The following is a 12,362-nucleotide window of genomic DNA, read 5'->3' as shown; positions in this document are numbered from 1 at the left end:
GGATGCGGCGGGTGCGGGACGTCGGCCTCGGCGGGATAGAGCGGGACTGCCGGGTCGTCGACCTCGAGTGCGTCGTAGGTGGCCTCGGGATCCGCGGACATGAGCGAGCGCACCGCCGTGTTCAGCAGCGCGACGATCGGCACCGCCAGGAGGCCGCCGACGATCCCGGCGAGCACGATGCCGGTGGTGATGGCCAGCACCACCGCGAGCGGGTGCAACCGGACCGCGCGGCCGAGCAGCAGGGGTTGCAGCACGTGGGCCTCGAGTTGCATCACCCCGATGATGATGCCGAGCACGATCAGCGCGGTGAGGAATCCCTTGGTGACGAGGGCAACCAGCACAGCGAGGAACCCGGTGAGGAACGCACCGACGATCGGGATGAACGCACCGATGAACACGAGCGACGCCAGCGGCAGGGCGAGCGGAACTCCCAGAATCGCCAGTCCCGCGCCGATTCCGATGGCGTCCGCGGCGGCCACCGCCACCGTGGCCCGGACGTACCCGATCAGCGAGCCGAACCCCTGACTCCCCGCCAGCCGGACCCGTCGCCGCGACGCGGTGGGGACGAGGCGGGTGACGAACTCCCAGATCTGAGATCCGCCGTAGAGGAAGAAGATGAGGGTGAACAGCGTCAGCAGGGCTCCGGTGAAGATCTCGCCGACGACAGTGGCGGTGGTCAGTGCCCCACTCGTCAGCTGCTGGCGGTTGTCCTGGATGGACTTCACCACCGAGTCGCCGGCCTGCCGGATCTGATCCTCGCTGAAGTGCAACGGGCCGTCCGTGAGCCACCCCTGGATCTGTGTGACGCTCGCCTCGAATTGTTCGGTCAGGCCGGGAAGACCTTCGATGAACTGCTCGACGACGAACGTCATGATCCCGGCGACGATGCCGATCGAACCGATGAGGACGACCAGGACGGCAGCCGACCGCGGCACGCCCTTGCCCTGCAACCAGTCGACGAGCGGCACCAGCAGCGCCGACGAGAGCAGCGCCAGGCCCACCGGAATGAGGACGGTGTCGAGCCTGGTCACGATGTATCCGAGGGTCAGCAGGCCCGCGAAGATGACGAGGAGCCGCCACGTCCATTCGGCCGCCACCCGCACCACCGGGTGCACGGACGCCGAGGGGTGACCCCCGCCCTGTGTTACCGCGGCAGTGTCCGAGCGTTGCTCGTTCGCGTTCACGTGCGGAGCGTATCGAGGTTCGGACAGTGCCGGGCGATTCGCGTGCGAAACACGCGCGCAGGGCACGCATATGCGCCTTTTAGGGGACGTGTCCTACGCCACCCGGTACACCCCCCGCTAAATTGAACGGCGTGCGGAAATCCTATAGAGCGATCGCGGCGACGGTCCGCAGCAGATGGCCGCTCTATATGGTTTCGATGCTCCTCGCCAATTTCATCGGCGCCATCCTCGTCTTCGCGTTCGTGCGTTACGGCGTGCCCATCCCCGAATCGCAGGAAATTATCGCCGACCGGGTCCGCAACGTCGCGATCTTCGGTGGCTATCTCGCGTTCGCCGCCGTGGTGAGTCTCACGGCCGCGGCGATGATGCTGAGGTCGGTAGTCCGCTGGCAGTTGCGTGGGGGTCCGCCGACGCGCAGCGAGCAGATGTCGGCGCTGCACGCACCGCTGCGACAGGCGATCGTGCACCTGGTGCTGTGGATCCTCGGCGGCATCATCTTCGTGCTGCTCACCATCACCGAGATGCCGGAACTCGCGGTGGCGGTGATCGTCACCGTCTGCATGGCCGCGACCACGACGTTCGGTTTCACCTACATGCTCGGCGAACGCATCCTGCGTCCCGTGGCCGCCCGCGCGCTCAGCGAGGGCGAGTTCGACCGGACCATGGCACCCGGTGTCGGTACCCGGATGGCCATGACGTGGGGTCTCGGAACGCTGATGCCGGTCATCGGCATCATCCTGCTGTGCGTGACGCAGATAACCACCGACCTGGTGTTCTCCCCGAACGCGCTCGCGTGGGCGATCATGCTGCTGTCGATCATCGCGATCGCGCAGGCGTTCGCGCTGTCGATGCTGACGGCCAGCCAGATCTCCGACCCGATCAAGCAGCTGCGACGGGCCATCGAACGCGTCCAGCGCGGCGCCACCGACGTCCGGGTCGAGGTGTTCGACGGCAGCGAGATCGGGCGACTGCAGGTCGGGTTCAACCGCATGATGCGCGAATCGGATGAACGGCGGCTGCTGCGCGAACTGTTCGGTCAGCACGTCGGTGAGGACGTCGCACGGCGGGCCCTGCAGTTCGGTACCGAACTCGGCGGGGAGACGAGGTTCGTCGCGGTGCTGTTCGTCGACATGGTCGGCTCCACCGGCGCCGCCGCGGAGCGTCCCCCGGGCGAGGTCGTGAACCTGCTCAACGAGTTCTTCCGCGTCGTCGTCGACGTGATCGACCGGCACCACGGCTTCGTCAACAAGTTCATGGGTGACGCGGCTCTCGCGATTTTCGGCGCCCCGCTCGACCGCCCCGACGCACCGACGGCGGCGCTGGCGGCGGCCCGGGAGCTGCGGTTCGCGCTGAACGAGATCACCGGCCTCGACGTCGGTATCGGCGTCTCCGCAGGCCTCGCCGTCGCCGGCAACATCGGCGCCGCCGAACGCTTCGAGTACACGGTGATCGGCGACCCCGTCAACGAGGCGTCGCGGCTCACCGAACTCGCCAAGCTCCACCCCAGCCGTGTGCTGGCCTCGACGAGCGCCCTGTATTTCGCGGACGACGACGAACAGGCGCACTGGGAACTCGGCGAACAGGTCCAGTTGCGGGGGCGCCGCCGCAACACCCATCTGGCTTGGCCGGAGGACTATCCGGAGTAATCCGCTACCCGTTGGTTACGCTGGCCAGGTGGCCCAGCCTCGATCCGACCCGCCCACTGCCGAGCCTCCTCGGCAGCGAAGCCGATACTGGTGGATCAAATGGCTACTCGGCGCCGGCCTCCTGGCCCTGCTGACCGTCGAGGGCATCTACCTGTGGCCCACCCTCAGCGACTCGTGGAAAGCACTCACCGAGATCCACTGGGGGTGGGTCGCGGCATGTATCGCAGCCCAAGCCGTCTCCCTGAGCGGGTACGGCGCGGTCCAGCAGCGGCTGCTGCAGGCGGGTGGGGTCGTCGTCAGCCAGCTGAAGTCGGTGTCGGTGATCTACGCGAGCACCGCGATGGCCGTGAGCCTGCCGGCCGGTCAGGTGTTCTCGACCGCCTTCACCTACAAGCAGACCCGCAAGTGGGGTGCCACCCCCATCGTCGCGTCCTGGCAGCTGGCGATCTCCGGAGTGATCGCCGCGGGCAGCCTCGCGCTGCTCGGCGCTGCAGGCGCGTTCGCGGTGGGCACCAAGGTGAGTCCGGTCACGCTGGCACTGTCGCTGGTGGCCGCGTTCGGACTGTTCTACGGACTGCGATACATCTCACGTAACCCCGACTCGATCGAGTCGATCGGACACTGGGTGCTCACCCGGTACAACAAGTTCCGCAAGAATCCCCCCGAGACGGGTGTCGAACGGTGGAAGGAGATCCTGAGCCAGCTCGATTCGGTCGAGCTGAGCCGCAGGGATTCCGTCATCACGTTCGGGTGGTCGGCGGTGCACCGGCTCGCCGACGTCGCGTGCCTCGGCTTCGCCTGCTGGGCGGTGGGCGCGGAACCGTCGTTCGCGGGTCTGCTGATCGCGTTCGCCGCGGCCAAGGCCGTGGGCAGCATTCCACTCGCGCCGGGCGGGCTGGGGTTCGTCGACGGCACCCTGATCGCGACGCTGACGGCGGCGGGAGCCACCGCGTCGCAGGCCCTCGCGGCGGTGTTCGTCTACCGCGTCGTGAGCTACATCCTCGTCGCGATCGTCGGCTGGGTGGTGTTCTTCATCCTGTTCCGGCACAACCAGCACGAGGACCTGGAGATGGACCTCGAGTTCGAGCGCCGGGAGCAATCGTCACCGACCACCAAGCGCACGAAGCACACCGGGGACCCCGAGCCCGACTCCCAGCCGTGAGTACTTCTTAACCGCCGGACGTTGACAAGTACTCACAGGCGGCGAAGCCGCATGATCCGGACGGCCTGCTCGGCGTCGCCGTCCGCGATCGCCTCCACCAGCAGTCGGTGGTCGTCCGCGTCGGGCTCACTGTGCGCGGTCAGGTCCAGCACGTCCATCAGGTCGAGCATCGCTTCGCGCAGCCGCGGGACGAACGTCTCGAACAATTCGGTCAGCACCGGGTTGCGCGCCGCGACCACGACCGCGCGATGCAGGGCGATGTCTGCGTCGACGAACGCGGCAGCCCCGGTTCCGGACGCTGCGGACCGGGCGTCCAGGGCCTGGCGGAGCGCCGCGACATCGTCCTCGCCGCGCCGGGCCGCGGCCAGCCGGGCCGCCTCGATCTCGACGGTGTTACGCACCTCGACGACGTGCCGGATCTCCTCGGTCCGGAGCACCCGGTCCCAGCCCTGCCGTGGCGACGACCCGCGGAGAAAGACGCCGGCCCCTTGCCGCGACTCGAGCATGCCGAGGCCCGCGAGCATCCGGACGGCCTGGCGCACCGTCGACCGTCCGACGCCCAGTTCCGCGGCCAGTGTGGTCTCGCCGGGGAGCTTGGCGCCGACCTCCCATTCACCGCTCTCGATCCGAGAGCGCAGCAGGTCCGCCGCCTGGTCCGTCAGCAGGTGGCGTCGTATCGACGAGGTCACTCAGAACTCCTCAGGTTGTCTGATGAGTGATTTTCTCCTTGTCTAGCGCCGTGGCGTTCCGTGGACTTCTCCTCCACTGCCGCGGCGGGGCCTGAAGGCCGGCACCCTGCCGCGGGGTTTCGCCGCGTCGGTCGTCTCGTGCACCCCCTTTCCGAGGAGCAGACCGTGATGACCAGCACCGTCCCCACCTGGAACACCCAGCAACCCTCGCCGATGCCCTCCGATCGCTACCGCGCGATCTGGGACCGCGTTCCCGTCCCCGACCTCGACCGCACCTGGCCGGCGCGACGCACCACCACCGCCCCGCTGTGGGTTCCCGGCGATATGCGCGACGGCAACCAGGCCCTCGCCGAGCCGATGGATCCGGAGCGCAAACGCACGTTCTTCGAACTGCTGATCTCGATCGGCTACAAGGAGATCGAGGTCGGATACCGTCCGCGAGCCAGACCGATTTCGACTTCGTCCGCGACCTCGTGCGTCTGGACCTGGTGCCCGAGGACGTGACGATCGTCGTCTTCACCGCGGCCCGCGACGATCTGATCGCCAGGACGTACGAGGCGGTCGAGGGACTGCGGAACGTCGTGGTGCACATGTATACCGCGACGGCGCCGACGTGGCGCTCCGTCGTGCTCGGCAAGGACCGGAAAGCGCTGCACCGGTTGATCTTCGATGCAGCGCAGGAGGTGGCACGCGGCGCCGGCGATCATTCGGGGCCGGCGGTTCGAGTTCTCACCCGAGGTGTTCAACCTGACCGAGCCGGACTTCGTGCTCGACGTGTGCAACAGCCTGACCCGACTGTGGGACGCGAGCCCCGACCGTCCCGTGATCCACAATCTGCCTGCCACGGTGGAGGTCTCGACGCCCAACGTGTATGCCGATCAGATCGAGTACGTGCACCGGCAGCTGGAGCGGCGGGAGTCGGTCATCCTGTCGGTGCACCCGCACAACGACCGCGGCACCGGGGTCGCCTGCGCCGAACTGGCGGTGCTGGCGGGTGCGCAGCGGGTCGAGGGCTGCCTGTTCGGCAATGGTGAGCGGACCGGCAACGTCGATCTGGTGACGCTGGCCCTGAATCTGCACGCGCAGGGCGTCGACCCGATGATCGACCTCTCGGACATCGACACGGTGCGGCGAACCGTCGAGTACTGCAATCGGATTCCCGTTCACGAGCGGCACCCCTACGGCGGCGACCTCGTGTACACGGCGTTCTCCGGTACCCATCAGGATGCGATCAAGAAGGGATTCGCGGAGCATCGGGCGTCCGCAGCAGCAGCAGGGCTGGATGCGAGGAGCGCACCGTGGGCGGTGCCGTACCTGCCGATCGACCCGGCGGACGTAGGACGCGACTACCAGGCCGTCATCCGCATCAACAGCCAATCCGGCAAGGGGGCATCGCGCACCTGCTGCAGACCGAATACGGTGTCACGCTGCCGCGGCGGCTCCAGATCGACTTCGCCGCGAAGGTGCAGGAGGCGGCGGACACGTCGGGGCTCGAGATCACGGCCGAGGAACTGTGGACGCTGTTCTGCGCCGAGCACGGCTATCGGGGCGGCCTCGGCCGCTGGTCCGTCGAGCACGGCGCGGACGGTGACCGGCTGTTCGTCGTGTTCGACGTCGACGGTGTGGAAGTGTCGGGCGAGGCGGTGGCCACCGGCCCCGTCGAGGCGATGACCCATGTCCTCGCGTCGAAGGGCGTGGACGTGGACGTCCTCTCCCTGACTCAGCACTCGCAGAAGTCGGATAGCGACAGCGCGGCGATCACGTTGGCGGAGTGCCGCGTCGGCGATCGGACGGTGTGGGGCATGGGCTCACATCAGTCGGTGACGGCCTCCGCGATCCGGGCGGTGTATCGAGCCGTGAGTACTTCTTAACCGCCGGACGTTAAGAAGTACTCACGGGCGGCGAAGCCGCAAAGGAGCGAATCGCCTCCGCCACCACGTCCGGCCGGTCCTCGGGCATCAACGTGTAACTGTCCTCGACCTCCCGTAGTTGGGCGTGCGGGTACAGTTCCGCCAACCGCCGGCCGTGGTCGCGGGGCATCACCTTGTCCTCGACGGCCCACAGCACGAGGACCGGCCGGTCGAAGCTCCGGTTCGCTTCCGCCCAGTCCAGCAGCGTCGACTTGGGTGGCAGCGATGTCGTGTACTTGCGCAGGTCTCGCCGCACCCGGCGGTCGGTGGTCGCGGGCCGGAACCAGCCGTCCATCACCGGTTTCGGTACCGGTCGCTTGCTCATCCAGCCCCACGCCGCCGGCGCCCGGCGCATCGCCCGGAATCGCAACGCCTGCATGGTCAGGGCGAGGCCACCGGGGATCGCCACCGCGACACCTATCGCGCGACCGGGAATTCCCGGCGGATAGTTGTCGAACGCCTCGCACGGCGTGAGGACGAGCGCCGCGACGCGGCTGGTGTCACCGAGCGCGATGAACACTTGCGCGCCGCCCCAGTCGTTCTGCACGAGTGTGACGTCCGCGAGGTCGAGTCGCTCGAGGAATTCGCCGATCAGCAGTCCGAGGCCGCGCAACGAGAGGTCGGCGTCCTCGTGCATCGGAATGCGGTGCGCGCCGAGCGGGAGGATGGGGAGGATGCAGCGGAAGTCCGGAACGAGCCGCTCCACCACGTGTCGCCACACGGTGCCGTCGATCGTCAGTCCGGAGATGAACACGAGGACGGGGCCGTCGCCACCGGTGTCGTGGTACTCGACGGTGCCTGCGGAGAGGTCGATCTGCTTCATGGCGCTCACTCCATTTGATAGATCGTTCTACTGAAATTCACGTTACGATCAGGTAGGCACCGAGCGCAACGGTCGGAGGCAGGAAAGTGAAAGACACGAAGGCCCGGATCCTCGGCACCAGCGGCGAACTCTTCCGCCGCAACGGATACACCGGGACCGGACTCAAACAGGTCGCGGCGGAGGCGCGCGCCCCGTTCGGGTCGATCTACCACTTCTTCCCCGGCGGCAAGCAGCAACTCGGCGAGGAGGTCATCCGCTCGTCGGGCGAGGAGTACGCCCGGCTCGTGTTCTCCATCCTCGACGCGCATCCCGACATCCTCGAGGGGATCGAGGTGGGGTTCCGGTTGGCGGGCGAGACCCTGGTGGCCACCGATTACGCGGACGCATGCCCGATCGCCACGGTCGCACTCGAGGTCGCGAGCACCAACGAGGTGCTCCGCGTGGCCACGGCCGACGTATTCACGAGCTGGATCGACTCGGGCAGCGCCCTGCTGCGCGCCCGCGGATTCGCCGAGACCGATGCGCGGCGTCTGATCCTCGGCTTCGTCACCAGCCTGGAGGGCGCGTTCGTCCTGGCCCGCGCACTCCGCAGCACCGAACCGCTCGATGCCGCCGGCGCCACGGTCCTCGCCGCCGCGCGGGCCTGCCTCCCGTCGCGCGAGTGACAGGCGTCACATTCGGGTTGCGGAAGAAATCCACCGGGTTCATAGTTGAACCTACAAGAACTTGAACATTCAACTAATTGAGTCGACGATCCGAGGAGTTTTCATGACCACCGCCACCGCCACCCTGCCCAACCTCACCGCCGGAACCTGGGCCATCGACACCGTCCACTCCACCGTCGGCTTCTCCGTCCGCCACCTCATGGTCAGCAAGGTCCGCGGCACCTTCAACGACTTCACCGGCGCGATCACCGTCGCCGAGGACGGCACCGCCGCCGTCACCGCCGAAATCCAGGTCGCATCCATCGACACCAAGAACACCGACCGCGACGCCCACGTCAAGTCCGCCGACTTCTTCGACGCCGAGCAGTACCCCACCGCCACCTTCACCTCCACCGCCGTCCGCGCCAAGGGCGACGACTACGTCGTCGACGGCGAATTCACCCTCCACGGCGTCACCCGCCCCGTCGAGCTCGCCCTCGAATTCAACGGCGTCAACCCCGGCATGGGCAACGGCCCGGTCGCCGGCTTCGAAGCCACCACCGTCCTCAACCGCAAGGACTTCGGCATCACCATCGACATGCCCCTCGAAGGCGGCGGAGCCGTCGTCGGCGACAAGATCACCATCACCCTCGAGATCGAGGCCGGCCTGCAGGCCTGACCCATGGGCGTCGATATCAGCGGTAGTGAACGAGTGCCCGTTCCGACCTGGGACTGTCGTTCGCTCGCAGTCTCAGATTCTGGTGATCGGTGGGATGACGTACGTCTGATCCAGCACTGATGGTGCGGGCTCGTACATTCTGAGTACGGGCCGGAAGTCTCCTGCGGGAGAGGGCAACCAGTTCGCGGCCGCGGCATCACTCGCGGGTTTGGTGTGGCTGATGGTGATGGTCAACGACCCCTCCTCGTCGCGCACGATCCCGGGGGTGCGATCACCGATCGAATAGCGGTTGATCGGGTTGCTCACCAGGAAGAAGTCCGGCACCGAGTACATGGTCAGCGACCAGAATGCGTCAACGGGCGGAGTCGGATCGAGGCGGAGTGTGTACGTATTCGAACCGGTGAGCTGCCGGCCCTGATCGTCGAGGTAGGTCATGATGTATGCCGCCTCGTAGGGGTGATTCCCCCAGAGCCCTCCCTTGGCTGCGGCAGCCCGCTCGATGATCCGCAAGGTCGGGTCCTCGATCTTGAATCGTGCGTCGTCGAGCGAACCGACTTCGAAGAAATCGAGGTTGTAGTCGAAGGCGTGGAACGTCAGCTTCCAGCCGTTGACTTCGGGACTCGACCCCTTTTTCAGTACCGTGTCCAGATTTTGACGACCGGCAGCTAAGCCTGCCCGCAGAGCTGCCGCCGTCTCGTCGTCCGGTGACGAGTAGGGAGTGGGGCCGGATCGGTCGATTCCGAGCGGTGCGAACGAGTCCTGCAATGCGCGATCGCGTGTAGCCGGCGGGAAGGCCTGTGACCACAGTCGTAGCTTCTCGAAGAACCGAAGGTCGGTGCCGACCGTCGGATCCGGCGACGGGAGACCCGCGGGTCGGGTGCCGGCGTCGAGCACGGTCAGAGTGGTCGAATCCTGCAATGCATGAACAGCCGGAAGGTCGTCGTCGCCGGAGCATCCCCACCTGCCGACGATCGAGGCAATGGTCGTAGGGAACGTGATGACGGTGGCGTCGCCCGGTTCGCCGGCGTTCCAGCCCGGCGGCACCAGCAGGAAATCGGCGGCGGCGGTGCCGGTGGCGCGGTGGCCAACGTACGCGAGGTTGTTGGTCCAGGCGTCGACGAACTGCAGCACGTAGTACCGGCCGGCAGTGTCCGGAACGTGCAGGGCGACAGGTCCCACGGACAGATCTATCTGGGCCATCGAGTACACGGTGTCGTTGTTGATGGTCACGAACGTGTCTGCCGGGCCGGCTAAGGCTCGCGCATGGCTGAAGGTGTTGAACCCTGCTGCGGGATTCGCTCCGACTCCCTCGTGGACATACCGGTGGACCTGGTCCAAGTTGAAGACGAGGGGAAATCCGTAGATGTAGGCATGAGATGCCAGATCGGACAACGTCTGGTTCGTCACGGCAATCCTGTTCTTCGTCTCGGATACGCGTCGGGTCTCCATACCGGCCCGACTGTGGGCGAGCCGTACGATTTACAACAATGCGGTGATCAGCCCCGGTCGTGCATCACCCGATGCGGATGAGGAACCTGCGAGCGTTCCCACGTATCGACCCGCACCGCGTCATCGTATGAACGCCGTGCCCTTCCACGATCGGTGACCGCACGACCGTCAGCTCGCGACGCGTTCCGGCCGGCGCGGTCTCGCGATCAGCGCGAAGTCGATCAGCCGGAACTGTGAGAAGGCACCACCTCTAGGCTGGCCGTGTGAAGAAGTACCTCCCCGCGCTCGTCCTGGACGTCGTCCTCGTGATCGTGTTCTGCGCCATCGGCCGCCGCAGCCACGACGAAGCCAACGCACTGACGGGTCTGGCCACCACGGCGTGGCCGTTCCTGACCGGCCTGGCGGTCGGCTGGCTCGCCACCGTCGCGCTCTACCGCGACAAGTTCGACGCCTTCCTCATCGTCCCGACCGGCATCGTGGTGTGGCTGTCGACGCTCGTGGTGGGCATGCTGTTGCGCGTCGTCAGCGGCCAGGGAACGGCGTTCAGTTTCGTCCTCGTGGCGGGCACGGTGCTCGCCGTGTTCCTCCTCGGCTGGCGGGCCGTCGCGAAGATCGTGACGAAGTCGCGCGCCACCACCCGATAGCGGCGAATCCGCCCCGACGGCACACGCACACCCGCTCGAGGTGAGACAGTTTTCCCATGAGTGACACCATCGATCCGGCCCGGGACGAGAAGCGGTCCGACCGCAGCTTCTTCGGCCAGCCGTTCGCCCTCGCGAACCTGTTCGGCGTCGAGATGTGGGAGCGGTTCTCCTTCTACGGGATGCAAGGCATCCTGATCTACTACCTCTACTATTCCGCCGCCGACGGTGGCCTCGGAATCGCCGAGTCGTCCGCGACCAGCATCGTCGGCGCCTACGGCGGCACGGTGTATCTGTCCACCATCCTCGGCGCGTGGATCGCCGACCGGCTCCTCGGCTCCGAACGGACCCTGTTCTACAGCGCCATCCTCGTCATGCTCGGCCACATCGCCCTGGCCGTGTTCCCGGGGCTGTGGGGGGTGGGCATCGGCCTGGTCTGCGTCGCATTCGGTAGTGGCGGGCTCAAGGCCAACGCCACATCTCTCGTCGGTGATCTCTACGACGAGGACGACGACCGCCGGGACGCCGGATTCTCCATTTTCTACATGGGTATCAACCTCGGCGCCCTCGTCGGCCCGTTGCTGACGGGCTGGGCGCAGGACTCCATCGGATTCCACGCCGGCTTCGCGCTCGCCGCGATCGGCATGGCCCTCGGACTGATCCAGTACACGCTCGGCCGCAAGCACCTCCGCGGCATCGGTGCGGAACCGCCCAATCCCCTCCCCCGCGCTCAGCGGCCCAAGTGGATCGCGATCGGCGCCGCCGCGGTCGTGGTGATCGCGGCCCTGTCCCTGACCGGGGTGATCACCGCGGCCAACATGTCGGACATCGTGGTCGGCCTCACCATCGTCGCGGCGATCGGCTACTTCGCGATCATGTTGTCGAGCCGCCGCATCACCGCCGTCGAGCGCAGCCGCGTCTACGCGTTCATCCCGATGTTCATCGCCAGCGCGGTGTTCTGGTCGCTGTTCCAGCAGCAGTTCACCACCGTCGCGGTGTACTCCGACAAGCGACTCGACCGCAACCTGTTCGGCTGGGATTTCCCGCCGTCGTGGGTGCAGTCCATCAACCCGGTCTTCATCATCATCTTCGCCGGCGTCTTCGCGGCCGCGTGGACGAAGCTCGGACCCCGTCAGCCGTCGTCGCCGATCAAGTTCGCGGCGGGCACCGTCATCATGGGTATCGCGTTCCTGGCGTTCATCCCGATGTCGGGTGGCGGCGCGAACAGCGCACCGCTGCTGGGTCTGGCCGGAATCCTGTTGCTGTTCACGTTCGCCGAACTGCTGCTGTCCCCGGTCGGGCTGTCGCTGTCGACCAAGCTGGCGCCCGAGGCCTTCCACACCCAAATGGTGGCGTTGTTCTTCCTGTCCGTCGCCCTGGGCACCGCCATGGCGGGCACACTGGCCGGCTACTACGACGAGAACAACGAAGTTCCGTACTTCACCGCGGTCGGGCTGGGCTCGATCGCCGTCGGTGTGCTCCTCGCCATCGGGTCACCGTGGATCCGGCGTCTGATGAAAGGTGTGCACTGAGCG

10 protein-coding genes and 1 pseudogene are annotated in these 12,362 nt (G+C 66.9%); 7 read left to right on the top strand and 4 right to left on the bottom strand.

Annotated features, from left to right (window positions below):
* Positions 1-1,184: AI-2E family transporter (locus G9373_RS19195; RefSeq protein WP_167116195.1), on the bottom strand; the 1,184-nt coding region annotated here is incomplete at its 3' end.
* A 188-nt stretch (positions 1,185-1,372) separates the two neighbouring features.
* Here G9373_RS19195 and G9373_RS19190 point away from each other — a divergent pair.
* Positions 1,373-2,830, top strand: coding sequence for an adenylate/guanylate cyclase domain-containing protein (locus tag G9373_RS19190; RefSeq protein WP_005258596.1), 1,458 nt, complete (start codon positions 1,373-1,375; stop codon positions 2,828-2,830).
* A gap of 28 nt (positions 2,831-2,858) precedes the next feature.
* Positions 2,859-3,992, top strand: coding sequence for a YbhN family protein (locus G9373_RS19185; protein ID WP_005258597.1), 1,134 nt, complete (start codon positions 2,859-2,861; stop codon positions 3,990-3,992).
* A 32-nt stretch (positions 3,993-4,024) separates the two neighbouring features.
* On the opposite strand, the gene G9373_RS19180 is transcribed toward G9373_RS19185, so the two are convergent.
* Positions 4,025-4,681: an FCD domain-containing protein gene (locus G9373_RS19180; protein WP_167116192.1), complete on the bottom strand. Its 657-nt coding sequence runs from the start codon at positions 4,679-4,681 to the stop codon at positions 4,025-4,027.
* Positions 4,682-4,849: 168 nt separating this feature from the next.
* On the opposite strand from G9373_RS19180, the pseudogene G9373_RS19175 reads away from it, so the two are divergent.
* A pseudogene (locus G9373_RS19175) lies at positions 4,850-6,552 on the top strand (2-isopropylmalate synthase).
* Positions 6,553-6,562: 10 nt separating this feature from the next.
* On the opposite strand, the gene G9373_RS19170 reads toward G9373_RS19175, so the two are convergent.
* Complete coding sequence (locus G9373_RS19170) at positions 6,563-7,414, bottom strand: alpha/beta hydrolase (protein ID WP_005571312.1); 852 nt, start codon at positions 7,412-7,414, stop codon at positions 6,563-6,565.
* An 86-nt stretch (positions 7,415-7,500) separates the two neighbouring features.
* On the opposite strand from G9373_RS19170, the gene G9373_RS19165 reads away from it, so the two are divergent.
* Positions 7,501-8,079 (top strand): TetR/AcrR family transcriptional regulator, encoded by a 579-nt coding sequence (locus G9373_RS19165; protein ID WP_007299213.1) that lies wholly within the window; start codon positions 7,501-7,503, stop codon positions 8,077-8,079.
* Between the two features lie 103 nt (positions 8,080-8,182).
* Positions 8,183-8,737: a YceI family protein gene (locus G9373_RS19160; protein WP_167116189.1), complete on the top strand. Its 555-nt coding sequence runs from the start codon at positions 8,183-8,185 to the stop codon at positions 8,735-8,737.
* A 72-nt stretch (positions 8,738-8,809) separates the two neighbouring features.
* Here the strand turns inward: G9373_RS19160 and G9373_RS19155 are convergent, their stop codons facing one another.
* Positions 8,810-10,144 (bottom strand): DUF1254 domain-containing protein, encoded by a 1,335-nt coding sequence (locus G9373_RS19155; RefSeq protein WP_167116186.1) that lies wholly within the window; start codon positions 10,142-10,144, stop codon positions 8,810-8,812.
* A 305-nt stretch (positions 10,145-10,449) separates the two neighbouring features.
* Between G9373_RS19155 and G9373_RS19150 the strand changes: the two genes are divergently transcribed.
* Positions 10,450-10,830 (top strand): DUF3054 domain-containing protein, encoded by a 381-nt coding sequence (locus G9373_RS19150; protein WP_005243782.1) that lies wholly within the window; start codon positions 10,450-10,452, stop codon positions 10,828-10,830.
* A 56-nt stretch (positions 10,831-10,886) separates the two neighbouring features.
* Complete coding sequence (locus tag G9373_RS19145) at positions 10,887-12,359, top strand: peptide MFS transporter (RefSeq protein ID WP_005263665.1); 1,473 nt, start codon at positions 10,887-10,889, stop codon at positions 12,357-12,359.
* The last annotated feature ends 3 nt before the right edge of the window (positions 12,360-12,362 follow it).

It is taken from the genome of Rhodococcus sp. A14 (assembly GCF_011603105.1).
GTDB classification, from domain to species: Bacteria; Actinomycetota; Actinomycetes; order Mycobacteriales; family Mycobacteriaceae; genus Rhodococcus_F; species Rhodococcus_F opacus.
Note: the sequence above shows the minus strand (reverse complement) of the source record. Positions and strands in the feature narration are given on the sequence as shown.

Excerpts from the sequence above, each read along its gene's own strand:
- G9373_RS19190 (WP_005258596.1), top strand. The coding sequence starts at position 1,373 with ATGGTTTCGATGCTCCTCGCCAATTTCATCGGCGCCATCCTCGTCTTC.
- G9373_RS19170 (WP_005571312.1), bottom strand. The coding sequence starts at position 7,414 with ATGAAGCAGATCGACCTCTCCGCAGGCACCGTCGAGTACCACGACACC.
- G9373_RS19160 (WP_167116189.1), top strand. The coding sequence starts at position 8,183 with ATGACCACCGCCACCGCCACCCTGCCCAACCTCACCGCCGGAACCTGG.
- G9373_RS19145 (WP_005263665.1), top strand. The coding sequence starts at position 10,887 with ATGAGTGACACCATCGATCCGGCCCGGGACGAGAAGCGGTCCGACCGC.